General features: G+C 57.1%; 15 protein-coding genes and 1 pseudogene. 3 read left to right on the plus strand and 13 right to left on the minus strand.

What is annotated here, in order from left to right; all coding sequences use genetic code 11:
* Positions 1-431: 431 nt before the first annotated feature.
* Genes ABMV07_RS12480 through ABMV07_RS12500 form a run of 5 tightly spaced genes read right to left on the minus strand, consistent with a single transcriptional unit; the run spans position 432 to position 3388 of the window.
* Positions 432-1211 (minus strand): hypothetical protein, encoded by a 780-nt coding sequence (locus tag ABMV07_RS12480; RefSeq protein WP_014302475.1) that lies wholly within the window; start codon positions 1209-1211, stop codon positions 432-434.
* On the minus strand, positions 1208-2041 hold the full coding sequence (locus tag ABMV07_RS12485; protein WP_088268237.1) for an ABC transporter ATP-binding protein: 834 nt from the start codon (positions 2039-2041) through the stop codon (positions 1208-1210). Before ABMV07_RS12485 ends, ABMV07_RS12480 begins: the two co-directional genes overlap by 4 nt.
* Positions 2038-2370, minus strand: a complete 333-nt coding sequence (locus tag ABMV07_RS12490) for a PLD nuclease N-terminal domain-containing protein (RefSeq protein WP_010935615.1) — start codon at positions 2368-2370, stop codon at positions 2038-2040. The genes ABMV07_RS12485 and ABMV07_RS12490 overlap by 4 nt, the downstream gene beginning before the upstream one ends.
* Positions 2370-3062 carry a DUF5808 domain-containing protein gene (locus ABMV07_RS12495; protein ID WP_070799316.1) on the minus strand — a complete coding sequence of 231 codons (693 nt, stop codon included), beginning with the start codon at positions 3060-3062 and terminating at the stop codon, positions 2370-2372. Before ABMV07_RS12495 ends, ABMV07_RS12490 begins: the two co-directional genes overlap by 1 nt.
* Entirely contained in the window at positions 3062-3388 is a 327-nt protein-coding gene (locus ABMV07_RS12500) for a PadR family transcriptional regulator (protein ID WP_044026344.1), read from the minus strand. The genes ABMV07_RS12495 and ABMV07_RS12500 overlap by 1 nt, the downstream gene beginning before the upstream one ends.
* Positions 3389-3482: 94 nt before the next feature.
* Between ABMV07_RS12500 and ABMV07_RS12505 the strand changes: the two genes are divergently transcribed.
* Positions 3483-3674: a hypothetical protein gene (locus tag ABMV07_RS12505; RefSeq protein ID WP_229254986.1), complete on the plus strand. Its 192-nt coding sequence runs from the start codon at positions 3483-3485 to the stop codon at positions 3672-3674.
* 19 nt (positions 3675-3693) lie between these two features.
* Here the strand turns inward: ABMV07_RS12505 and ABMV07_RS12510 are convergent.
* From ABMV07_RS12510 to ABMV07_RS12520, 3 genes and pseudogenes are all read right to left on the minus strand, one after another.
* A pseudogene (locus ABMV07_RS12510) lies at positions 3694-4915 on the minus strand (IS30 family transposase).
* Positions 4916-5386: 471 nt separating this feature from the next.
* On the minus strand, positions 5387-5764 hold the full coding sequence (locus ABMV07_RS12515; RefSeq protein WP_374064673.1) for an HNH endonuclease: 378 nt from the start codon (positions 5762-5764) through the stop codon (positions 5387-5389).
* The gene (locus ABMV07_RS12520; protein WP_374064674.1) at positions 5646-6440 is read right to left on the minus strand and encodes a phage antirepressor; all 795 of its coding nucleotides are present in this window, start codon (positions 6438-6440) and stop codon (positions 5646-5648) included. The genes ABMV07_RS12515 and ABMV07_RS12520 overlap by 119 nt, the downstream gene beginning before the upstream one ends.
* Before the next feature lie 292 nt (positions 6441-6732).
* Between ABMV07_RS12520 and ABMV07_RS12525 the strand changes: the two genes are divergently transcribed.
* Positions 6733-7719 carry an Abi family protein gene (locus ABMV07_RS12525; protein ID WP_014302481.1) on the plus strand — a complete coding sequence of 329 codons (987 nt, stop codon included), beginning with the start codon at positions 6733-6735 and terminating at the stop codon, positions 7717-7719.
* Here ABMV07_RS12525 and ABMV07_RS12530 read toward each other — a convergent pair.
* The gene (locus tag ABMV07_RS12530) at positions 7716-8063 is read right to left on the minus strand and encodes a DNA polymerase bacteriophage-type (RefSeq protein ID WP_021336143.1); all 348 of its coding nucleotides are present in this window, start codon (positions 8061-8063) and stop codon (positions 7716-7718) included. The genes ABMV07_RS12525 and ABMV07_RS12530 overlap by 4 nt on opposite strands.
* 83 nt (positions 8064-8146) lie before the next feature.
* Between ABMV07_RS12530 and ABMV07_RS12535 the strand changes: the two genes are divergently transcribed.
* The gene (locus ABMV07_RS12535) at positions 8147-8401 is read left to right on the plus strand and encodes a hypothetical protein (protein ID WP_021336144.1); all 255 of its coding nucleotides are present in this window, start codon (positions 8147-8149) and stop codon (positions 8399-8401) included.
* A 1104-nt stretch (positions 8402-9505) separates the two neighbouring features.
* Here the strand turns inward: ABMV07_RS12535 and ABMV07_RS12540 are convergent.
* The 4 genes from ABMV07_RS12540 to ABMV07_RS12555 are packed head-to-tail and all read right to left on the minus strand — an operon-like array spanning position 9506 to position 26193.
* The gene (locus ABMV07_RS12540) at positions 9506-11260 is read right to left on the minus strand and encodes an ABC transporter ATP-binding protein (protein ID WP_088267553.1); all 1755 of its coding nucleotides are present in this window, start codon (positions 11258-11260) and stop codon (positions 9506-9508) included.
* 2 nt (positions 11261-11262) lie between these two features.
* Positions 11263-13044, minus strand: coding sequence for an ABC transporter ATP-binding protein (locus ABMV07_RS12545; protein WP_196977107.1), 1782 nt, complete (start codon positions 13042-13044; stop codon positions 11263-11265).
* 52 nt (positions 13045-13096) lie between these two features.
* On the minus strand, positions 13097-21016 hold the full coding sequence (locus ABMV07_RS12550) for a condensation domain-containing protein (RefSeq protein ID WP_374064675.1): 7920 nt from the start codon (positions 21014-21016) through the stop codon (positions 13097-13099).
* Positions 21013-26193 carry an amino acid adenylation domain-containing protein gene (locus ABMV07_RS12555; protein ID WP_374064676.1) on the minus strand — a complete coding sequence of 1727 codons (5181 nt, stop codon included), beginning with the start codon at positions 26191-26193 and terminating at the stop codon, positions 21013-21015. Before ABMV07_RS12555 ends, ABMV07_RS12550 begins: the two co-directional genes overlap by 4 nt.
* Positions 26194-26355 lie beyond the last annotated feature (162 nt).

Genomic DNA, 26355 nt, shown 5'->3' on the forward strand with positions numbered 1-26355 from the left:
AGAATCTGCGGATCTGACTGTCGAGTAGGTGAACGACCTACAAAGACGAGTTCATCTCACGCCCCCTCAACCCGTACTCGCCAACGCAGGACGCACTCCGCACCCCCTCCTCGGCTGACGGCGCGGTTTGTCCAAGCGAGAGTGCCCCATGGCGGTACCCGAATGCTGCACGCCAAGGGCAATGATTCGCCCGAGGAACAATAAAACCCCTGACAAACAGGGGTTAGGCAGCGACGGCGGGTCTTATCAAATCCGAAGTCTTTGGCTCCACTTAGACGTCGGATTTGATAAGTACCCTTTTGCGTGGGCGGGTTTGGGTTTTGGGGTTTAACTCGCTAACGGATGGCAGGTGGCGTTCGCTGTAGTGCTTGTGATGGTGGTTCTATTTCTACTTTTGAATCGGATCTATTTGCGTTGCCCGTGTTTGGCTTTTAGTTAAGTTCTACTCTGTTGTATATGTAAGTGGCGGTGAAAAGTAGCGCAATGATTAGCAGTAGGCTGCTGGTGATTGGCCAGCCCCAAGGCGCCTTGAGTGTGTCTTGAGCGAGGTTGTTGATTATGGGGGCGAGGCCAAGGGGAGTTTTGTTGCCCTCCTGGATAAATATTGCTGACATCGTTATTAGTAGATAGGCTCCAAATCCGGCCGCAAGTGGCATACCGATGCTTGGTTTAAAAGTGGCTGCGACAGTCTGTATTACGTGAATGAGAATGATTTGTAGCGCCCATACCAAACTAGCCAATATGATCGGGGCGGGATTGGCGCCTGGGAATAACAGTGATGTTCCGGCCCACGCTAGGGTAGCGCTGAAGAGGGCAAGGAATAAGGTAGATAGCCAGCTGCTGATAGCAAAGCTGATGAGGTAGTGTGAGCGCTGCACGCTACCAGGGAAAATAAAGGGAATGTCACCATTGCCGGTAAGCGCGCTGCAACGAAAAGAGTTCATTGCAATGAGGATTACGGTAAGAATTTGGGTAAGGTTCTTTATCCATCCCGCGTAGGCTTGCTGCCAAGAAGGTTCTGGTAGCGACTGTATTAGCGTGGTTACTTCTGATCCGGCCAGAAATCTGATGATTCGCGGCGTGTATTGGGTAAACAATCCTTGGGTGAGAGCAAGGATAACGAATACCCCGCCTATAATCCATGTCCCATAGGAGCGTAGGAGCCAGACAGCTTGATAGCGCCAGATCAATCTGAAACTCGAGGTATTCACGATTTTTTACTGCCGTCCTTAGTTAGTTTGGTGAAAAGTTCATCTAAGCCGCTAAAGGTGGGGTGAATCTTTGCGGCAGAGTCGAGGCTGTAGATAGCCTTAGCCACGGCGGTGGCAACGTCTGAACGCACCGTGACATCAAGCGTAACGTGTTTTGTTTGCTGACTGACTAGCTCGCCTAACTGTCCTTGAGCTAGCAGGCTACCGCGATGCAAGATCCCCACGTGGGTAGAGACTTTAGCGACATCGCTGAGGATGTGGGAGGAAAATACTACCGTTACCTCCCCGGTTAACTCGCGTAGTAGCCCCAGAACATCTGCTCGCCCGATCGGGTCAAGAGCGCTGGTTGGTTCGTCTATCAGTAGTAGTTTCGGGGTAGCAACGAGTGCTGCTGCTATTCCCATCCGTTGCTTCATGCCTCTAGAGAAGGAGCCGATTCTTCCGGGGGCTTTGTCGAGGTTCACCAGATTGAGTAGTTCGTCGCTTCTTTCGGCTGCAAGGTCTGGGGAGATTCCACCAAGGCGGGCGAGAGTGATGAGCGCGTCCTTGGCTCGAAGCCAGGGGCTAATCTGGGGGACATCAGTCAGGTAAGACACGCCTGGGATCGGTTTGACCGGAAATTTTCCTCGACTAACTCCCAGCACGGTGGCGCTACCGCTACTAGCTCCGGCCAGTCCTGCAAGGATCCTCATGGTGGTGGTTTTACCAGCCCCGTTCGCTCCCACAAACCCATAACAGGAGCCGGTAGGAACTCGAAGGTTTATGTTGTTTAGTACTTGGTGCTTACCGAAGGTTTTGGACAAATCTTTAGTAGAGACTGCTAAATTCATGTTCGTTCCTTCGGATACAGCTTGCTTACCACTGAACTCGCATCAACCTGGTGATGTTTGGCTGTAGCTTTCTGTTCGTATTCACGCTGCACTTTAAGCTGCCTTTGTTCGTGAAGGTACATAACCAAAAAGACGATTGGCCCAATCACTTGGCCAAAGATGATAACCAAGAGCCACACTAGGCGATTTAAGCCGGCAATGTGAGCTCGCTTATCGCGCAGTAAGCAAATCAAAGACCAGACTACCGCTGCCAGTTGCACTCCTATAAGAATGCAAACCCCTATCAATGCTGGGGTCGGCAAATCCAACAGTTTATCTATAGGGTTCATTACTTGTCTCCTGAATTATGCAGCCGGGTTTTCACCCTGGCTAACGCGGTTTTTACATAAGCGAGTTGGCAAGCGCCAGCAACGAGGGGCCATAAAGCAACAATGGGCACCATCGACCGGCGGCTCATTTCCTGCTTGTCGCCAGCCCGGGCCATTGCTGCGAGCCAGGCTATGGACATGGCTTCAACGCCCATCAGATCAGCCTGATTAGCCAAACGCACGGCATCTTCGGATTCTGGGTCATCGCGTCGAAAGACCTGTGGCGCTAGCGCTGCAACGGTCGTTAAAACCACTGGAGCTAGCGCAGCCTGCCTGCCGGTAATAAAACTTTCAGACCCACCGCGTGTTGAGCGCTGGACGAGAACCTGCTCCTTGCTACTGAGCAGTACCGCCAAGAACCCAACCCAAATCCCACCGGCAATAGTGGTGAGCTTAATGCCGCGCTTTAGACGCGTGGGGACGTAGCCGGCCAAGTCCGGTAGAGAATCATCGGGCCGAATTAGCCCTAAACGCACCCCAACAGCACCCAGATTAACGTCCCAACCCAGTCCGTATTTTCGAGGAATGAACAAGCGCGGATTCTCTGGTTCAAAACCATCCAGCGCAGCATCAGAGCGCCCCAACCACACCCCGGAGACAGGTATCCCCAAAACTCGCGTCTGCCCTTCTGCGTCCTTACCGAACCACTTCATTACCGTATTCCTTTCTGCGTTGTTCGCTTCACAGCACAATCAAGCGCCTCCCACTCGCGGCGCATCTGCAATAAGCGATTCTTCCCAGGTTTTGCGAGCTTATAAATCTTCCTCGGTGGTCCTACCGGAGACTCCTGCCAAGCTGTAACTACCAACCCTGTTTTACGTAGCCGCGCAAGCAGCGGATATAACGTACCCGTCGAAATCTCCAACCCCGCTTCCTCACGAAAACGCTCTACGAGCTGCCCCCCGTAAGAAGGACGAGACGAAAGCAATCCAAGGACAATCAGTTCAACAGCGCCCTTGCGTAACTGCGACTCAGACACAACCACCTCCTTGCTTAACCATGTTCCTTGCATAACATACTACCGCCTGTCCAAAAGCCTAGCAACTACTTTTTCGCTAGGACTGTGATGTCTAGTGACTTTTAGACTCTGGCTTCTTGACAATGTGGGGATGGCAATTCCCATTACTCTCCGCAAGAAGATAGCGGATTTCGACCCCATCCGTGAGGGCATCACAGTCCAGCAGTTCTGCAAGAACATCGGCGTATCGAAGCAGACGTACTACAACATCAAAGCGGCTCTTCCGGTTTTAGAGGGCGGATTCTAGTGGTTGTGGAAACACGATTCTAGATTTCGGTGGCATAGTCTAGCAGTACGGCCATTTTTTCGGCTGGTTTGACAAAGCCAAGGGTTGCGCGCGGTCTGTCGTTAAGTTGCATAGCAACGAACTCGAGGTCTTCTTTGGTATGGACGAATAGATCAGTACCTTTGGAGAAATACTGACGCAGAAGTCCGTTGATGTTTTCGTTACTTCCTCGCTGCCAAGGTGACCCTGGATCACAGAAGTACACCAGACACTCGATGGCAATGGTAAATGATTTATGACCGGCCATGTCACTTCCTTGATCCCACGTCAGCGAACCACACAGGTGTGCTGGTAACTATTGGATAGTCTCGACGAGCGCGTCGCGCACTTCTACAACACCATGCCCGTTGGGCAGCTGCAGCAGCATGACGTATCTGGTGCTGCGTTCCACAAGCGTGCCGATAGCTGATTTGTTTCCCTTGCCCAAAATGAGGTCGCCTTCCCAATGACCTAGAACAGCGCGGTCGTTAACCGTTGCTGGCCGTTCGGAAACCATCACCATGGGATCGCTAAAACGCTGGCGGGCAATACGCTGGTTGCGTGGCTTTTCCACAGCACGGCCTTGGCGCAGACATGCAGCGATTTCTTTCTTCAACTCGCCTTTAGCTTGGAAGAACAACGACATATAGATAGTTTCAGGACACACCCTCACAGTGTCATCGTCAGGGACGTTTAGACGCAACCTTTAGGAAAACTGCACCGGTGAATACCACTTCTTCAACATCGCCCACACCGCATCACGCAATGCTGCATATGTGTCCAGTTTGCGTGGCTTAGACCGGAATCTACGCAGCACGGACCTCCGATGAGCTGCATGCGGCAGATACAACCCAAATTCATCACGGTTGCGTGTCATTTCCTTGCTTATTGTTCCCGGTGAACGACCCACATGCCGGGCAATAGCACGCACACCTAGGCCTTGACGGTTCAAATCGGCGATAAGTTCACGTTCCTCGACGGATAAATTATCGAGGACTAATGCGTTTGGCTATCGCGTGCTGTGGGATAACTTCGACAAGCACTGCTTGACGGCCGTCAACATAAGACACAACCTGCATCAGTCTTTTATAAAGCTCAGTGTCTGGCCCATCGGAAACACACGGCACACGCCCGACACCATTGAGCTTGGTTACTCCTTTATCGATGTCCAAAGCCTCGCGCGGATTAATACCGACGGCTTTTGCAACGTCTTTTCGGCTCATCGCACCAAAACGCAGCATCAAATACTCGCACCGACGCGACGTGGCACTAGCTCGACGGCCATGCGGATTGCGCTGCCACAAGCCAAGCTCAATACCAATGCGGTACACAACGCTGGTTCCTACATTAAGCCGCGTTGAAATATCTGACGGCTTTACACCCTGCTTTCATAGCGTTTCAATGCTTTTTGTCACCGAAGCAGAAGTCGACGTCTGAACACGCCACAGGAAGTTGACACTCACAAGCCAGCCGATACGCAATACTCAAGCTAAGTCCCAGTTCCAACGCCGCACTAGGAACACTACGACCGCCTGAAACCAAGTAACACAGCTGCTCTACCACATCCGGTGAAGGATCCCAACGACTCGACACCACAAACACCACCAATCAAGGTCAGGTGTTTCCACGATCCTTAGAATCCGCCCTTTAAGATTCCAGATGATCGACGCGACAGCGGCCAACGTGTGGGCTCGTCAGTAGGTGTAGACCCGAGGTTGTTGCCTCCAGCGGTCATCGTCGAGCGCGCTCTGGCGCGAGTGGCAGGGCTTGCACAGGCTTTGCAGGTTGTCGAAGATGTGGGTGCCGCCGTGTTCGATAGGGAGGACGTGGTGAACTTCCTGCACGGGTGTGTAGCGACCGGCTTCGAGGCAGTCTTCGCAGAGCGGGTGGGCGGCGACGTAGGCGGCGCGGATCTTGCGCCACCGTGAACCGTAGCGGCGGTTGATCTTCGGATCACGCTGATACTTCCGATACCGGGCGTCCTCTGCCTTGGCCTGGGCGTCGCAGTAGCGTTCGTGGGTGAGCTCGGGGCAGCCGGGGTGGGAGCACGGGGACGCTGGTTTGACCGGCATCGCTGGCTCCTTCCCGGACATAGTGAAGCCCCAAGTTCCGGGTGCGGGTCTGACCTTCGCCGTATTCGTGGGTCTTGGACTGGGTGTATCCCTGCTCAGCAAACTTGGCGTAGAGGAACCAGCGACCCGACTGATGGAACTGCACGTGAGCATCACGTAGGATCCGGTTGAGCTTCTTCGCGGAGAGTCCGTAGTCCTTCGCAATCGCGATCGTCGTCAGGAGTGAATCGGACTGCAACACGAGGTCGTAGTACGAGACTTTCGGTGCCGCCTCCGACAAGGCTTGCTCGGCCCGCAGCGTGGCGATGGCATGCTCCAGGAACTCATCGTCAGCGAGGAGGTTGTCGTATGCGTGCACGCCATGGCGGCGAATCGTCGGCAGCACTTCATCGAACACCCATGCTTCGAACTTCTGTGCTGCCGGGAGTTTGGAGGAGATGATGAGGCGGTAGAGGTCACCTTCGGTAATGAAGCGGACCTGCTGGATTCCGCCAGCGGTCTCAAGGGGGTAACGAAATGGAACCCCCTTGCAATGGTCTTGGACCGCCTTGCTGGCGTTAACGTAACCGAGCGCAGTGGCGACGTCCTTTCCGCAGAAAAGGATCTGGCCGTCGTTGGTGATGGTGCGGATGGTGCCGAACACGTCGTTGGTGAATGTTTGAATCTGGTTTCCCATGGCGGGGTTCTTTCCCGAGACCCCGTCGAGAAAAAGTCGTGTCGGGCGGCACAAGGGTTAAGGGCCTCACCCCACTGCCGACGAACCTAAAAGTGTTAAATCCATACATCACAGATGACCAGAGGCTCCTGTTTTGCCATGATTAACGGTGAAGCCTCGGTGGAGCGCTATCTGTTAGAGCAATCTGGCAGGTATTCTCGCCGGGGCATTGACAAATTTCTCGAGTGCTCTGTGTGGAAGAACCATCATTTTCTTGCTACAGCGGTGCCGACACGGTAACCTTATAGACAACATGACCGGTTCCGCTGCCCGCTTCGGTGGGAGTCCAGGGCCGGTCTTCGCTTTAGACAAAGGTGAGCGCGTGGAACAGATGAAACTGTTCAAGACCTACAAGGAGCAGGTCGAATTGCTTGGTCAGCGTGGGATGCAAATTGATAACTCAGAGCACGCCGAGAAGTTGTTAGCGCAGTTAAATTACTACCGTTTATCCGGATATTGGTATCCGATGCGCCGGTTTTCCCCGCAAAATGGTATCGCCCAAGATGAATTTGTTGACGGAGCGTCATTCGATTTGGTGGTGGCGCTGTACGAGTTCGACGAACGATTGCGCCACAGCGTATTCATTGAGCTCGACCGTGTGGAATTGGCAATTCGGACTAGGCTTGGTCACGAACTAGGTCGCCTTGATCCGCTGATCTATTTAGATCCGCAGCGTTTAGGAGCTCGCGCAAGTCAGCGAGGCAAGGGTGAGCGCACTGTGCACGAGGTGTGGATAGGAAAGTATCAATCGGCGCTGAAAGCGTCGAAGGAGGATTTCGTCGCCCATCATAATTCCAAATATGGAGGGACTTTGCCGATCTGGGCAGCCGTTGAAGTCATGGATTGGGGAATGTTGTCCTACCTGTATGGCATGTCTCCCAATATTGTGCGTAAACGGATTGCCGAGCCGTGTGGGCTCACTGGGCCCCAGCTAGAGTCATGGCTGAAATCCTTAAATATCCTGCGTAACTACGCGGCCCACCACGCGAGAATGTTCAACCGCGTCTACGACATCAAGCCCAAACTGAACAACGATCCAAAGCTGACTCCAGTGGCTAACAGAATGAACCGCGTATTCGGTCAACTCTCGATGATCCAGTATTTACATCATCAACTGGGCTTGTCCCAAGGTGACCGATTAACACGGTTGTTCAACACCTATCCACACAATCCCATTGTTCCACTCTCTCGCACTGGAGCTCCCGAGAACTGGCAAGAACTAGCGCTCTGGGTTCCCTAGTCCTTACGGTAATAGTCGCACTCATACCCGTCCGCATCCAACGGCAGCCCTTGTGCCCAGGTTGGGAGCGTGGACATGAGCTCGCAAGCATCGGTGGCGGTGAAGCCCGAATCTGCGGGTTCGTCGATAACGATCTCATCGTGAACATGCATCACAATCTTGTGCCCCGCCTCGGCCACTGCGTGCATACCGGTGACAAGCAGATCACGAGCGATCGCCTGCACGATATTCTCGACGAGTTTCCCGCCGTAAATTTCCAGCCGATCCCACTTACGCCCAGTAGTGGTGCCACTGTAGATGATAGACGTTCCACCCCACTGGTTTTCACCAAGACGTGGTTGCACATACGCCAACCGCCTACCTGAGGGTAGCTCGATGAAGAAAATCCCAGACTAGACCTGAACCGCAGGTTACGGAGCCAGATCGGTTGACGAGACGTGATCGCGGCAATAGCGGCTTCTTCGACGTCGGCCCAGAGCTGGACGATGTATGGGTTGGCGGCTCGCCATGCGTCGACGATCGGTTTAAGCTCGTGCTCGGCGAGCCCCATGCCCAATGCTCCCATAGCTTTGAGCGCACCGACGAAGCCGCCATAACCACAGGCAAGCACCGCGATCTTCCCATTCTGCCGAAGCTCACCATTAACGCCGTGCTTCTCGACGGGGACGCTGAACATGCGTGATGCGGTTTCATAGTAGAGGTCTTTACCTTGCTCGAATGCCTGAACTGCTCCCCATTAGTTGGACTGAGAAATCAGATACAACGTGCCAGAAGCCTTCTCGATGCCAGATTTTATGTTCTAACACCCTCGTCTGATACCCGCTAACGCAAGCCCACCCGCAGACCCCCTCAACCAGAAACGTGCACCAATCCAACGGGAAGATCGGGGACGAGCACCAGATCGCATAGACTCCCGCATGCCCCCGAACAGTCCTAGAAACAGCAAAACCCCTGCTCAACAGGGGTTCAAGGACTTAAGCAGCTTTTATCATTTTCTGCGTCTTTGTTTCATTTTCAACCGGTGTTCCTCGCGGAGAGCACCGGTTTTTTGCGTTCCTAGGGCGCTACATGAGCAATTTTGTACACGTAGGCTGTTTCTTATATCTCCGACCTACGAAAACGCGACACATGCAAAAGTTATTGCACAAAAATTGCTCACGATGACATGTCAACCTTATTGGGGGTGTTGGAATCGATTGCGCCTTACCATGGAAAAGGTAGACCGCATGGAAAAGTAGCAAAAAGAAGAATCGAGAGCTCGCATGAATAGCGTAATTGATACGCATGTCCACATTTATCCAGCACCGTACCTCGACATGCTCGAGAAGGCGGGTGTCGACCCCGCCAGTACAAAGATCGCCCGCAATCTGGGGGCGGCTTCCACCCCCAGACGATATTGAAAAACGCCTGCTGTGGATGGATCGCGCCGGTGGAGGATGCTACTGCGGTGTTGCAGCTTCTGAAAGAGGATATTCCGAATCGCTATCCGCATATTCGTTTCCATATTGCACACTTGGGTGGGGATGTGCCGTTCCTAACCCAGCGCATTGAGGATAATTTTGAGGATTGGAGTGCGTTCCCACACTCCCCTGCGCAGACGCTGCGAATTTTTATGAGCCCTCGTTGCGTATGGCTGCGGAATATTACGGGGCCACCCAAGTGTTGGCTGGATCCGATCACCCATATTTCTAGGAGGAGAAGTATGTGCGGCGTTTGATTACATTCGCTCCAGCACATTGAGTGAGTCGGATCGTCAGCGCATTTTATCTGGTAACGCTATGGAGCTTTATTCTTCGCCGATACGCCATTGTGAGGAGCGTTCGAGTGTGTTCCACAGGGAGGCGTAAATTCCATTGCGCGCAATAAGTTCGTCGTGGGTTCCGGATTCGGCAACGCGGCCGGAATCTAGGACGATAATGCGGTGAGCTGCGGCGATGGTGGCTAGTTTGTGAGCTACCACGATGGTAGTGCGCCCGCGTTGAAGGGCTGCAAGACCGCGTTGTACGGCTGCTTCGTTGACGGGGTCTAGGGCGGAGGTCGCTTCGTCGAGAAGCACGACGGGGGCGTCTTTGAGGGCGGCGCGGGCGATAGAGAGTCGTTGGCGTTGCCCACCGGAAAGGCCGGAGCCATCTTCGCCGAGGATGGTGTCGTAGCCGTTGGGCAGCGCTTGGATGAAGTCGTCTGCGCAGGCGAGGGTGGCTGCGGCGATGATGTCGTCGCGGGTGGCATCGGGGCGGCCGACGGCGATGTTGTCGGCGATGGTGCCGGGGAATAGGTGCACGTCTTGGAAGACCACGGTGACAAGATCACTGCGCTGAGCTGGGTCGATGGTGCGTAGGTCGATTCCGTCGATGAGCACTCGGCCGCTACTGGGGTCGTCGAAACGCGAGATGAGGTTGAGCACTGTGGATTTGCCGGAGCCGCTGGCACCTACGATCGCGGTAGTTTCGCCGGCGGCTGCGCTTAGCGTAACCTCGCACACGCCGAGGCTGCCGTCGGGGTAGGTGTAGGAGACATGCTCCAGCTCGACGGCGGCTCCGTGGGGGTGTTCGCCCAGCTCGTGGGGGTGCGCAGCGGTCGGGAGCGGCTCGATGGTGAGCACGGCGAGCATACGGCGTAACGACGCCTGCGCCATCTGCCATGACTCGTTCGTGGACAATAGCCCCTGCACTGGCTGGTACACGTTGAGTACCACCACGAGCACTACTGCTACCAAGGTGGCGTCGGCACCCAGCGTATCGAGGCTGTATCCGCCGGTGAGGATCACCACGGGGATTCCGAGCATGAGTACGAGTCCCGCAGCTGTCGATGGCACGATGAGGCGGTGGACCATCTCGACTGAGAGTGCGCGAAATTCTTCTACCGCTGCCCCGTACCATGCTTGGGTGCGCGCTGATGTGGAATACACGCGAAGCGCTGGCATGGCTGCTACGAGGTCGATCATGCGGGCCGCCGCCCCTGCTTGGGTTGCGCCACGACGATCACCCAGCTGGGCTAGCCGCGCACTAGACCAGGACATCACGGGGATGACCACCACGATGGGCAGTGCGATGGCAAGGGCGAGCAGTGGGTTATGCATGCCCACCGCCACCAGCACGATGGTGGGGATACCTAGGGCTTGGCCTAGTCGGGGTAGGCCTTCGGAGAGAAAGTCTTCAATGAGCTGGGTGTCGGTGCTGAGCAATGCGGCGATGTCGCCACGCGAGCGCTTACCCAAGGCGTTGACGGGGATTTCTCGCAAATGCGCCAGCAGTTGTAAACGCATATGCGCCACTGCTTGATACGCCGCCAGCCACGACAGCCGAGCAGCCGCCCACCCACAGCACAGCTGCGCGACCAAAGATCCCACACACAGTGCAGCAATCCAGGCCACCTCATGCGGACTCGGCGTTGTGTCGTGCACAATATGAATGACCACGCTCATGGCGGCACCAAAAGCCACGCCAAGGCACAGCGACTGTGCAAGCCGCAGCACAGCACCAAACAAGACTGGGATACGCGCAGGACCTGCAAGTTTCCACATTGTTGCTAGTTGATTCATTGTTACTTCCCTTCCCCTTGGCACGACCACAAACGGGCGTAGTCTCCCTGTGCCGCTAGGAGTTGTTCATGAGTACCCGACTCCACAATGCGGCCATTGTCGAGCACGTGAATGCAGTCGGCGTGGGTGATCGTCCCCAGCCGGTGAGCGATCACGATAACGGTACGGCCGTGGGTAAGAGCGGCGAGGCCTTGCTGGATCAGTGCCTCATTGTCGGGATCGGTAGCCGCGGTGGCCTCGTCCAAGATGAGAATGGGGCGATCGGCAATAAGTGCCCGCGCAATGGAAATACGCTGGCGCTCACCACCGGAAAGCCCCGAACCACTTTCACCCAACACGGTATCGAGCCCCTGTGGCAGCTGATCCACAAACACATCCACGGCGGCAGCACGCATGGCACTACGCAGCTGCTGCTCGCTGACATCCGGATTTCCCAAGGTGAGATTTTCTCGAATGGTGCCGGCAAGAAGATGCGGGCGCTGGAACACTGCGCTGACGTGGCGGTAGAGGGTGGCGTCGTTAAGCGTGCGAATATCACGCCCACCGATCGTCACCGTTCCGCTGTGTGCCTGATAGAAGCCCAAAATCAGCTCACCGATGGTGGACTTACCAGAACCACTCACCCCCACTAACGCGGTGATGGTGCCAGGCTTGGCCTCAAAACTGATGGAGTGCAGCACGTCGTTACCTGGCTCATAGGCAAAAGACACCCGATCAAACCGCACACTCGGAGCTAACACATCAACCTCAGCGTGAGGATCCGCGCACTGCGGACGCGGCGAGCGCGCAAGCTGCTGCTCGATTTCTACAGCACCATTAGATAGCAGGGGCAATGCCACCAAGCGATAAAACATGGTGACCAAGGGAACTGGGTAGGTAGGCCCCACAATGAGAAAGAGCAACAAGGTCGCTGGAACTGCGCTGCCGGTGCTATACAGCCAGGCGCCCACCGGTGAGATCACCGCAATAGCAGAAGCCACCAGCGTGGAAAAGGGCGCGCCCCATAGGACGAATCCCTTACCCCAGTCGGACTGCAAGGCGGCGTTGGTGCGCACCGCGTCGCTCGTACGTTTGTGGTCCTCCCCCACGCGGTTAAACACGCGGATGACGGGCATGGCGGTAATGAAGTCTACAATGGCAGCACCCATCCGACCATTGGCCTGCACCCAGTCACCCATGCGGTGCCCGTTGGAGCGCATGGCATGGATCATGGTGAGAAAAGCCACCGGTACGAGTGCAATTGTGGCCAGCGCTAGCCGCCAATCGACAAGAAACAGCCACGCGGTGATCGATAGCCACACGGTCAGCGCGGCGGCTGCTTCCGGCAACGCATGGGCGATAAACAACTCCAGTTTTTCGCAGTGATCAAGCGCTACGGTTTTTGCCCGTGAGGAGTGCACCGACGCTACTGCCCCTACCGGCAGTGAATTCCATGTTTTCCCCAGTGCATGGCGGATATCTGCGATCACGCCAAAGGCAATCAGGTGCGCGATCGCAGTAGAAGAACCGAAGAACACGGCCTTTCCGATCACTGCTGCACCAGCAATCAGTGCAGCAGTGATAAAGGACGACATGGTGGCCTCGTGTTGTGCGAGTGCGACTACCAGCCGCCAGATTGCCCAAGCGGGTAATACCTCGCAGATACCGGCCACAATGCCGCAAGTGATGGCCAGCGCCATGTGCGGCCAGCGTCCGTGGATGTAGCGGGATAGCAGGCGGGGTGCTGAGCGGTAATCGGGTCGGCTGGGGGCGGTGGGCGCAGCCTCAGTTGTGTGTGATTCCATCAGTGCATTGATCCTTGTAGGTGAAATAGGTTCCTATTAAGACTAGAAGATGTCATGCCAAAAGCTCCCGAATCTGCTCAGAAATAATCTCAAGACCCGGCGCGGACAGCACGGAGTAGTGATGTCCTGGCACCACGATTTCTGTGGTGGACGTGGGCAGGTTGTCGCCCCAGCCCAAGTGTTCGGTGTCGCGGGCATCGTCGACACCCATGCCGACCCCAGAGTTGGCGGGGCTTTGGTGTTCGGCGATGACGAGCAGCGTGGGGACGTCGACAAGCGGGCGGGCGCGTAGCTGAGCTAGACCCGCGAGGTGGCGTGTGAACACGGAGATTCGGCGTTCTACGTCTTTTAGTGCTAGACCTTGGCCGGCGAGTGCGCGGGCGACCCCTGATGCTGGGTCGGATTCGGTGACCGCCGAGGCGTCTACGGTGTTTGCCCCGAAGGCCTGCAAGGAGCGCAGGTATCGACGCGCGAACTCCGCGTCTACCTCACGGTCGTTCATGCCTGTCAACGCCCGAATCCGGTCGGGAGAATTAGAGTCGATCAGCACGAGGGCTCCCACGGCGATTCCTTGGTCGCGCCACTGCACCGCTACTCGTTGTGCCACTGTGCCGCCCATGGACCAGCCGCCGATGAGGTAGCCGGTGGTTGTTTCGTGCACGCCGTGTGTGCCCGTAGCGGCAAGACCAGCGCGGTGAGCCATAATAACGCGGCCATAGGTCAGCGCTACGGCGTCGAGGTCGACTGGCATGGGGGTGTCTTCGAGCCCTGGGTCTGCTACCGCATAGACTGGCCGGCCTTGGAGCTCGCGGGCTAGGCCCATGTAGCACAGCACATCGCCGCCGGAAGGATGGAGCAGGTACAGGGGCTCGCCGGTGCCGTCGGCAAGCGGGAGTACGTGGATGTCTGGGTCTAGCTCATAGGCGGCGCGGGCGGCCACTCCTGCTGGGGTGGGATCGCTCAAAAACGCCTCGGGGGTGATCTCTAGGCGCTGGTTCGCCCGCAATCGGGCAATAATGCGCACCATGGATAGCGAATCGCCGCCCGCATCATGCATGTTGGTTTCCGCAGCACAATCTTGCCCGAGCACATGACTAAATTCGCTGGTCACCGCTGCTAAGGACTCCGGCGAACAGCAGCGTGCCAACGAACGCTGGGCAGTGCGATCATCGTGCACGGCAACCGCGTGGTCATCGCGCGGCTGCGCCCACTGGTGTAGCGCAGCGGTTGCTGTTGTCTCGGGTTCAAAATGCCCAGCGTTATCGATGTAGGCGTTGACTTGGCAAAGCACATGGTCAAGCAGTGCCGCGGTGGCTTCTGGGTTGAATGCTCCGCGTGGGGAGTCCAAGTTGATAGCCACCGAACCGTTTTCCATCGAGGCCTGCAAATCCAGCAACACTTGCGGTGTGACCACGCGTTCAAATACGTCTGTCTCATCCACTCGCGCGGTGGCGGCGGCGCTAGCTTGATCGTCGAAGCCCAGCGTGGAGGTAAACACCACGGGCGCTACCACATCGTGGTTGGAGCGATGCCGCGACACCATTCGTGCGACTTCAATACCGGACACACTGGCATGGGACAAGGAGGTAGCAAGTGCGCCAGCAAATCCAGCAGGCTGATCTGTACCCCAGTGTTGTGGGGTACAGTGCACTAGTGCGGTGGTGGCAAATGGCCCCAACACACGGTCGACGTCTTCCGCTATCGCTTTGCGGTTGAAGTACAACACGGCCATGAGCAGTTCTTCATCGCCGCTCAGAGCGCACACTGCTTGTGCCCACGCGGCACCAATGACTGCGGTAGGCGTGGTGTTGTGTTCTTGGCATATGCGGAAGAACTCTTGAGCGCGTTGCGTGGTGAGCCGCCCAGCGTCGCGGTGCATGCCTACTATGCCGTCATAGGAATCCGGCCGCGCAATGGGTAAAGCTGCTGGTTGCGGCAGATCCGCTAGACGTTGGCGCCACCATTGGGTGTCGTCTTCACGCTGCTGGGCATCGAGCTCAGCAGCGGTGGCCACATAGTCGGCGAAGCTTAACGACGCCCTCGGCAGCACCGTATTCGGGTTGTCTAGGAAGGTAAATAGCTGATCGAAGAACAGGTAGAACGACCAGCCGTCGACAAACAGCAGGCTTGCTTGCACGTGAATGCGCGAACCGCCTTCGGGTAGCTCGTGCACGAGGATACGAAATGTTGGCCAGCTGCGGGGGTCAACAGGTGCCACAGACCAGCTTTCGCGCACCTCATTAATGGCGCGGTCTACTTCGTCTGCCGTAGCGTCACAGAGGTCAACCACTTCGACTGGCGGGGTGGCAACCTGCGGATCATCGGCATCGAGGATCAGCTGGTGGCCGTCGTCAGTAACGATTGCGCGCAACATAGGTTGGTGGCGGATCAACGCACGCACCGCATGAATCATCTGCTCACCGGTGGCATCGGGGTCCGCATAGTCAACGTAAAAGTGTGCAGAATGGTGCGAGAAATCCCAGCCGCCATCAGCACCCACCAAGTACGCCTGCTGTAGTGGCGTAAGCACAAAAGGTTCTCCCATAGGGTGTCGCCGCACCGTCACCACATCAACCTCAGTACGCTTACCGCCCAGCTCATCTGGGGTAATACCACCAAGGATTTCTTCTACTGAGGTGTGCACACCGATCCGACGCAGCGCTGCCACCACACGAATCGCATCTAAGGAATCGCCACCACACTGCGCCCACTGCGACTGTGCACATACCTCGGACACGCCCAAAATCTGCTTCCACACTGCTATCACATCCGCACTACCTAGCTGCGCCGATGATGGCTGCGGAAGCGGTGCAATCTCATCAAGGTAACGGCGATAGATAGCCAAGAAGCGCTCTAGTGCCTCTGCATCGAGTACCGACTCCACAGCGTCGAATTGTGCGTGAAGAGTCCCACCCCACTGGAATACTTGGTGATCCAACACCACCTGTGGGGTTTGGCTTGCCCCACCGATCATTGTGCCCAACCCATCATGAGCACCACCGTCTACCTGCGTACCAATCGTGGAGGTAAATACCACCGGCAGCCGGAATGCTGTAGCATCCTGTGCTGATTTCCGCGCCACAATATCGGGTCCCGGCATGGAGCTGTGGTCGAGGGCATCGAAAAGCGAGGTACTGACTGCCGCAATCGAATCCCCGCCGTCTTTCCAACGAATCGGGCACGGAACAAGGGAGGTAAAGTCGCCGATCACGCCGGCGAACTCCTCAGCACGGTCGAAAACCGTCAGCATTAAGGACATATCCCCTTGGCCTGTATAGTCGCTCAGCGCTTTCGCATACGCCCACAAGAACAACGAGGTCACAGTGGTTTTGTGTTCCTTAGCTGCCTGCTCTAGGCGCTCTGCTTGCACAGCATCAAGCGCATAGGTAAGCCGGTGGAAGGACTCGTTCTCACCAGCAGGTTCTCCCAGCGCCGGTGCTGGGGGAAGCGTCGAAAGTTGTGATTCCCAAAACTCGCGATCTTTCGCGCTGGTGTGAACCGCTGCAACGTGTTCCGCGAAATGCCGCTGCGGCGCTGGTGGCAACGCCTGCCCTCGATATGCGGTAGAAATCTCATCAAACAAGATGCCAAAACTAGAAGCGTCGCAAACCAAAACGTCAACGGACCAGCCCACATGCACCCCATCAGGCGCATAGGCCACGGCCAACGACACCAACGGCCACTGGTCGGCGGCACTTTCCCGCGTGGAATATTTCTCGCGCCAACGCTGCAACGCCTGCTCGGGATTCGCACTACGACGACAATCGGTTACCGGTACCCGATAAGCCCTAGGGATTAACGCATGGTGGCCCTCCACATCCACCACAGCCCGCAACATCGGATGGCGATCGATCACGGTCGACACCGCACGGTTTAACGCCTCACTATCAAAAGACTCGATCTCAGGAACAAGCGTTTCCACAAAGCTATGGCACGCAGCCGCATTAAGCCCAAAGCTGTGCGTTCTACCCGTCATATAAGCACGCTGCACAGGCGTCAGCGGCCACGTATCCACACTGGTAGCAGGGGTTTCTGGGGCAACCGGAGCTTCCGGAACCTCACCACGCTGGCTATGAATACGCTCAACCATCGCACTTATCGACGGCTGCGCTAACAAGTGCCGCAACCGAATATCTACGCCGAAGCGATCTCGCACATCCGCAAGCAGCTTCGTCGCCTGCAAAGAACTGCCACCGAGATCAAAAAAGTCCGCAGAATCATCAACATCAACCCCCAAAGACTGCGACCACATCTGTTTGACATCCTCAGCAACACTGCCCGAGGACACCACAGCCTGCACAGACGCATGCTCCTGGGTGCCTTCTGCAGTATCAGCCCCCACGAAGGAAGCCCCATCAGCATCGCGAGTAGTCAACAACGCTATGCCATCAAGTGCCGATGCCAACACCGACATCACCGCTGCCACACCCTGATCCTGCGACAACGACTGCCGCAACAACTTCCGGCCAAAGGAATTCTGCGCACCGCTGCGCCAACCATCACTAGCAACCACCGACCAACGCGTATCCGTCCCAGGAGCTACCACACATTCCGCAGCACGATTTGCCGCAGCATACGCAGCCAACCCCACACCACCGGTATAAGCCGCCAGCGAGGACATCACCACAACATGGCCCGGCGCGGCATCACCTAACAGCTCACACGCCTCCCGCACCGCAGCCACCACCTGCGGCTTTGCCTGCCAATGGTGGCGCACACATGCAGCATCCGTATCCGAAGCCTCCGCGAACGCCTGCTCCCCCACCACACCAGTAGCCACAATCACCGCAGTGCTACAGCCACAACCATGCTCACGCAACAACCGAGCAAGGTCCTGAGGATCACTAGGATCTACATGCCCTATGCCTTCGCGCCGGGTACCGATAACAACCTCAATGCCAGCTTCTTGGCAAGCATGAGCTAGCACCTGACCTATGCGGCCACGGCCACCAAGAATCACCACGGTGCTCGGAAGCGTGCCCTTACTAGCGCGGGGCTGCTCTGTACGCAGTGACACCTCATAGGTGCTGGTGGTGCCATTGTGTGTGATCACCGCAGCACCGTGAGCAAGTGCGTAAACAACGTCGTGATCGCTCACATCACCGCTGGTAGCAACGGCGCGGATCCCTAATTCATCGCAGCAAGAACGCGCGGCGGCAGCAACGATTCCTGCGGTGGTGCTGTCTGTACACTCCAGCACCACCACATCGTGGCGCTGTGCTGTGCGCGCATGAGCCACAAGTACGGCACAGCAATCCGCCACGGCGGCCGCGTGGTCATGGGGATCAGCGTTTATTGCGTGGCGCACCAACTGATACTCCGCTGCACTGGACTGTGCTGACCTGCGCGGGATGCGTCGAGAATGCAGGCGATACCACAGCGACGGTTGAGCTGACGGGGTACGTTCAGCCTTCTCGGGCCACAAATGCAGCCGATCAAATTGATACGGCGGTAGTTCAGTAATCGCCCCCTGTGCCACCTCAAGTGGTACACCGCTGGTGTACAGCTGAGCTACTGCCCCAGCAATAGACTGCTCGCTGAGCAGACGATCATCCCCGGCGGTGGTCACGGTAGCACTAATACCTTCAAGGCCGGACTCCCTAGTCAAGGACGCCAAGGTCGCACCAGGGCCTACGTTAATCACCACCACAGGACCACCGAGTTCATCGACAGCAGTTGTGAGTGCATCGTGGAAACGCACCGGCTGGCGCATATGCTGTGCCCAAAATTCTGGATCCGCTAGCTGCGCGGTTGTCACCCGAGAAGCAGTCGCTGCAGAAAACACAGGTGCTATCGGAGTATGCGCCTGCAGCTGCTGTGCGGCAGCGCGTACAGCAGGAAGTGCTGGTTCTACGAAAGTCGAATGCGCAGCAACTGTGACCGGCACCAGTTCCGCACTGCTACCGAGCTGGGCAACCACCGCATTCATGGTGTCGGTATCTCCTGCGAGCACCGTCGAGCGTGGTGAATTCCACGCCGAGATTTCCACACTGGGGAACTGCTCAAGCACCTGCTCGAGCTCTGCGGCAGAGGCACGCACGCGCACCATCGCACCGGAGCGCATCCGTGCCAGCTCAGTAGAACGCGCAGCAATCAAAGGCGCTAACTGATCGATTGTTAGTGCACCTGCGGCAATCGCTGCAGCGTACTCGCCAGTCGAGTGCCCTATTACGCCGTGTGGCGTGATCCCTGCAGCGGTCAGCATTTGGGCGCAAAGGATTTCCGCTGCTATCAAGGCCGGTAGCCCCAAGATCGGATCAGCGGCATCGACAGGGCTACAACCATAAAATTGCGGTGCGCATACGGCACGAATGTCGCCGTCGAGATGCGTATTAAAGGCGCGCGCAATGGATTCGAACTCGGCACGCCACCGTGGGCTTACGCGCACAATCTGCTCTAACATGCCGGTCTTTTGCGCACCGCCACCTGGGAAGGCGAATAACACACGCGCGGTATGCGGACTATGGCAGGCCTCGAAACTATCGACCGTAGTCCCGTGGGGATCAACAACGATCGCACTCTTATACGCCATGGTGTGGCGACCATGCTGCAGCGTCCACGCTGCATCGGCAAGCCGTTCAGGGTTGCTGTGGGCCCATTGCGATAATTCCGTTGTCATCGCATTGGCAGCCCCACTGGTAGCTGCAGAAATCGGAAGCACGGTGAAAGATTGCGGGCGCTGCGGTGTCTTCTCCACCCGCTGGGGAGCCTGCGCCACCACCACGTGACAATTAGTGCCACCGAATCCAAGGGAGCTAATACCTGCGATGAGTTCCTCATCCGGTGTCCCCCACGGCTGTGTGCGATCCGCCAACCGCAACGCAGAGCCCTCAAGCACTAAGTCTGGCGAGGGCTCGCCAGTACCAATGGTGCCTGGGATTTCACGTGCTTGCAGCGAACCGATCACCGCAATCATGCTGGCTACACCAGCGGCGGCCTCCGTATGCCCAAGGATGGCTTTTGCGGATCCCAAAGTGCACCACGGTGTGCTTGCGGAACCAAAAACCTCGGCAAAGGCCGCAAATTCCAAAGGATCACCCACCCGCGTGCCGGTACCATGCCCCTCCACGTAGGTGACTTGACGTGGGCTTATATCGGCCATGGCGTGGGCTTCTTTAATCACCTCAGCATGTGCGTGCATCGACGGAGCCACCAACCCCGCGGAGCGTCCGCCGTCATTGTTGACTGCCGTACCGCGGATCACTGCGAGAATCGGATCGCCGTCGGCTTCGGCATCGCGGGCGCGTCTTAACGCCACAACGCCAGCGCCTTGGGTAAATACCGCCCCCGAGGACTGCGCCGAATAGGGGCGGGTGAAACCATCAGCAGAAAACGGCCCGTCAGGAATGTGCTGGTAGCCGTGGCCTTGTGGCACATGAATGGTGGCGCCACCAGCAAGAACCAGATCCGATTCCCCCAACAGCAGCTGTTGTACACCCAAATGAATCGCTACTAACGACGTAGAACACGCCGTCTGGACCGTAAACGCCGGCCCCGTCAACGACAACCTATGGGCAATGCCGGTAGCCAAATAATCCGTATAGGAGCCCAATGAGGCTTCCATGGTTTCAATCGGATCGTGAATACCCACCGGGTCGAAATCCGGAAAACGATCATGCAAAAACGCCGCATGCGTACCACCCATGATCACACCGGCTTGCTCAATTCCCCGACCAAAGCCATGACCGGCAGAATCAAGGGCCTGCAAACACAATTCGTGTAGCAATCGTGCCTGCGGTTCCAACAACTCCGCCTCGCGCTTGGACATCCCAAACGGGGCGGGGTCGAAAAACTCAATGTTGTCCATGGTGGTGCCCACTGGAACAAAATCCGATTGCCCAGTATCAGGCACCGAATGTGTTACTGGAGTTCCAGAACATAGTTGCTGGTGCAGCTCAGCCATGGTGTTAATGCCTGGGAATCGGCATTCCGCAGCCACCACAGCGATGTCAGTTGATGCGAATGTGGTCATGAAAGTTCTCCATTCAAAGCACGAGCTATACGACGCCTTCTGTGGCCGCGTTGATGAGCAGAATCGGTAGTCACCTGCGAGGTAATCGGGGTATCTGGGGCAATGAATCGACCGAGTTGCAGCACACTAGGGTGTGCAAATACGTCGAGAAGCGTAAGCGAATAGCCCCGCTCTACCAGCGCATTACGCATGGCAATCAGATCAACGGAACTTGCGCCCACATCGAAAAATCCCTTGTCATAGGACTGCGCGTCAAGCGTTATTCCGAGCACCGCCCCTAGTTCCTGGGCAACAATGTCTACCTCAACAAGATGGTCTGGCTTAGTGGAACTCGCCGCAGAATCACCATCAAATGCTGTCCACCGCGTATCCACCGCACGAAGCCCAGCCACACGCAGCTGAGGCCATATCGAATCCATGGCATCCCCCGCGGCGCACTGCCGCAGAGCAGTAACAATGCCATCGGCGAACGCGCGACCAGCACCAAGCTGTAGCGCATCAACGGCATAATCCACGATGAGCGCCAGACCAGACTCGGTGCGAAACAGTTGGACGTCGACAAGCACCTGCGGCGTCCACGACTGAGCAACGATCGTTTTACCCCACATGCCCAAAACCTCAGACTGATCGCCCACAGCATGAAGCCCCGAGGAATACACAATCGGTGTCACCTCCGCAGACCCCTGACGAGGCTCACTCTCACACCGCAACGCACGATCAGTAGCCGCCACCAAGGTGTGCGTAGCGGACTGTGCCCGCGCCACAAAATCGCCCTGATCTGGGACAACACGCACCGTCGAGGTGAACTCACCCACCGTGCGCTCAAAACCTCGCGGACGCGCAAGCACCGTGGCCACAATAGGCTGCGCAGGAGAACCTGTAATCGCGCCGGCTGTTGTAGAAATGATCGTCGCCATCAACGCATCAAGGGTGACCCCCATCGTCGCTGCAGCACGAGAAAGCCCATCAGCCACATCCGAAGTTATCTCCGTACGAATCCGCTCAAAGCGCGCCGAGGTGGGTTGCTGCCACGGGCCAATCACTGCGGGTAACGGCTGAGCATCGCTGGCACCTGCCGTAATCTGCGCGCCGGAGTTTTGCGCCACACGCTGCGCAAACTCCAAGAAACTTCGTTGTTCGGGTTCAAGGGTCTCCCCTTTGTAGGCACGCTGCAGATCAGATACCAACACTCCAGCACCGACAACATCACAAAACAGCATGTCGATGGAAAGATGCAGCCGCGTAGCAGCAGGCAATAGGGTTGCGCGCAATTGGAACCATGCGGTACCCAACGGATCCGAAACACCAGCACACCCCACAGCGCGAATGCGCTCCAGCTCACCATCTGGATCGGGGTGATCCCGCAAATCAGTGACCATCACCTGCGGCCGCAAAGCCTCGGATAAGCCCTGGTTGCCGTCGTCACGCACGCCCAACATCAGTGCTGGGTGCGCACGCACTACCTCATCGAGTGCTCGTTGCAACGCCACCACATCAAGGTCTGCTACCTCAACTTCGGTGTAATAGTGCGGCGCCACCGGCTCACCAAGCCAGGTATCCGCGCGCCCCACCAAATAGCCCAACTGCAGCGGAGTCAACGGTGCATGGTCAGGCATGTCCGCTTTCTCACCAGGAGTGATGTCAATGGCACACAATATGTTTCCTGATGGCGGGGTAACCTGCATGCATCCGGCGGGCTCTACCACCGCACGCAGCTGCTTAAGCCACTGCCCCACCTGCACAAACTGCTCTTCTACCGGCTCCTCGCTTATCGGAACCTCCGCACGGATTCGCGCACCTAACGCCATTCCGGCACCGACAACATCAGTGACCTCACGATCACGATCTGGCACCAATTCCGGTTTTTGCTCAGACGCTAGCGCCTGCTGAGTTTCTGACACCTCCGCCATCGCCAGTGACTCCTGCCACGGCTGATTCAACAAGGTGGCTAACGACGGCCGCGTACCCGTGGCATCTTCAATCCGGTTGGCCAACCGCACAATATCTAAGGAGTTAATCCCCAGCTCCGTAGGGGTAGCACTACCGCGATCAAGCTCGGGCAGCACTTCGGGTTCTGGCTCCACCTGCGGTTCCGGCGCGGTTTCAGCACACCACGGATTAGGCAACGCCTTATGATCCACCTTGCCGTTATCGGTGACCGGCAGATGATCGTGCACCACAAAACGAGAAGGAATCATATAAGACGGCAAGTGCTCTGCTAACTCGCGACGCAACACGGAGTCGTCGAAACGCTCTGGATGCACAGGTACAATGTGCCCAAGAAGGCGCTTGCGCCCCGAGGCATCCTGCGGCGCTGCCGAAATCGCGGATTTCACACTCGCACACCGTGCCAGAGCTGCGTCGACCTCACCTAACTCAATACGAAAACCATTGATTTTTACCTGTCGGTCCACGCGCCCCAAGAACCTAATCTCACCATTGGGCAACCACATGCCCTCATCACCGGTGTCATAAAGGCGCTCACCGAAGCGGGGGTGGTCACGGAACCGTTCAGCGGTACGCTTTGGGTCCCCAAGATAGCCACGGGCAACACCGTGGCCACCGATGTGCAAAATACCTGGTGTTCCTAGTGGAACTGGGACACCTTCGGTATCAAGGATGCGGAACCATTGCCCACGCAGAGCGCGTCCATACGGAATGGACGGGCCATGTTCGTCTTCATCGCTTGTACGATGGCAAATAGACCAGATCGATGCTTCGGTTGCACCACCCAAACTCATCACGGTGGCATTGGGGGCAAATTGTTTTAACCGGCGCGGTAAGGTCACTGGAATCCAGTCGCCAGACAGTATGACCATCCGCAGGTTACGCAGCGCATGGGCGGCGGCTGCAGGGTCGATCTCGGCATAGTCGACGAGCATTTCTAACAGCGGTGGCGCGGAATTCCATACGGTGATCCCATGGCGATCACACAGGTCGAGCCAATAAGAGGGGTCACGGAGGCGATCTTCTTCCGGCAGTACCAAGGTAGCGCCAGCACCAAGGCCACCAAAAATGTCCCATACCGATAGGTCGAAGCTCAGCGCGGATAGGCCAAGGACCACATCAGTATCGGTGATCTCAAAGCGCTGGTTAACATCATCAATGGTGGTCCGTGCGGCGCGGTGCTCGATCGCCACACCCTTGGGTTGCCCCGTAGAACCTGAAGTAAAAATCACGTAGGCAAGATCTTCGGGCTGAGCTTGTCGCCCCAGACAACCGGTAGCCTCTGCGCCTTGCTCGGATAGTGGGATTCGGTGCAATCCCTCGGGGATCGCCACACCCTCATCCGCTAAGCACACAACGGCACCCGATCGCTGCATGACTGACTGCACGCGTTCCATAGGCCAGCTGGGGTCCACCGGAATATAGGCAAGACCTGCACGAACAACTGCACAGACTGCAGCGACCTGCATGCAGGATTTCTGCATCATCACAAGAACTGGCGCATCCGCACGGACTACATCATGATCATGGGCGGCACGGGCTACCGCGGCAGCAAGGCGTTCGCTGTGGTGGTCTAGTTCGGCGCGAGTCCACGATTGCTCCCCTGCAATAACAGCGCGAGCCTCGGGTGCTGCCTCGTGTTGGGCGCGCAGTGGGGCGTCGATAAGCTCGCTTTCGCCGATGAGTTCCATGGGTTCAGGCATGCGCAACCAGGGGTCAGCCACCACAGTTGAGTCCGTCCACGCCGCGGGGTCGGTGAGCTGCTGGATCACCGCATAGGCAATATCGATGGCATTGTCAGCGAAGTTCTCCGGTAGTGCAGCGTCGACGCAATCCCAGGCGAGTACTAAATCATCATCTGATTCCCAGTGCAATAAGTCCATGAGCACTTGTGGGGTTTGGCTCACACCCCACGTCATCACACCTAGCCAGTCGGCGCTGTCGCCGTGACCTAAGGCGGAGGTAAACACTACGGGATAGTCCGGCAATGCGTGCCCTGTTGTGTGGCTATTGCGCCAGCGCATGATGTCGGCAGAGGTCACCGAGGCATGGTCGAAGGCCTCCCAGAGTTCGTGCTGCGCTGCGCTGGCTTGCTGGGCAAAGGTACCTACGGTGTCGGGCAGTTCCACGACACCGGTGCGGGTGAAATCACCAACGGGGCCGTGTTCGAGCACGTCGGGGGAAAAGAAGGTGGCGCCGAGGGCGAAGGAACGCCGTGGGCCTACATGTCGCAGACTGTGGGCGGCGACTGCCAGTAGTGCGCTGGAGGCGTTGGTGCCGTGTGCGTGCGCATTATCGACGAATCGTTTCCATTGTTGAGCCGCGATGGTGCGGGTGTGCCGGTGGAATTCTGGGGTCGTGGCGGCATTGTAAGTAATCTCGGCTAGGTCGAGGGGCCCTGGTAGCAGGCGTGGGGCGCGTTCGCGCCAGTAGGCTTCGTCGCTGGGGAGTGGTTCGGCTATTCCTTGAGCGATGAGGTCGCTAAAGCTTGTGTCTTCGGCGCCAAGATCGTAGCCGGCGAGTGCGCGCCCCCAGTCGTCGAGGACGCGCATGATACTGGGGTAGTCGATCAGGATAACGTCGAATCCGCAGTGAATGCGCACGGTGGTGGCGGTTATGGTGGTGAGTTCTATGTCATGGACAGGCCATGTGCCAAGGTCGGCGGTGCGGTGGGCGAGGCGTTCTCGCACTTCCGCCGCATGGTCGGCGCTGTGGACGGGGAAGGTGTGTTCGGTGACGGTATCGGCGATGGTGATTTTGCCGTCGCGGTCGACGGTGGCGCGAAGCATGCCGTGGCGTTGGACCACTGTGTTCCAGCTGCGGCGTAGGGCGTCGATCCATTCGTCCATGGGGCCATCGATGGTGATGTCGTGTTCCATGTAGAAGCGCGTGGCGATTCCGCCGAGGGCGTAGTCGGGTTGTCGCCCTACCCAGTAGGTTGCTTGGACGGGGGTCATGGTGCGCCCGTTGGTGGGGGTTGTGCGTGTCGACGTTTCCAGCGGGGTTGGTTCGGCGTTGTCGACTGCGCGGGCGAGTGTGGCCACGGTGGCATCACCGATAAAAGTGATAAGTGGGAGATATATGCCGGTGGCGTGGTGGATTTCTCTTTGGAGGCGTACCGCGGTCATGGAGTCGATGCCGAGGTGTGAGAGGGGTTGATGGGGGTCGATGGGGCCGTATATGGAGGTGAGAATTTCGGTAATGGTGTCGGTTGTGGTGGTGGAGTTCATCTAGTATTTCCTTCCACAACCAGCTACCATGTAGCACTTTTTATACATCTCACGCTGCAAGTGGTAATTCTTTTCAACAATGGGCATATTTCCCAGAGGGTAAACCGAGGCGGTCTACAATGCCACCCCCTCGATGTAGCCACCGGCACAACATTTCCCTAT

The organism is Corynebacterium belfantii, from assembly GCF_041898185.1.
GTDB lineage: Bacteria > Actinomycetota > Actinomycetes > Mycobacteriales > Mycobacteriaceae > Corynebacterium > Corynebacterium belfantii.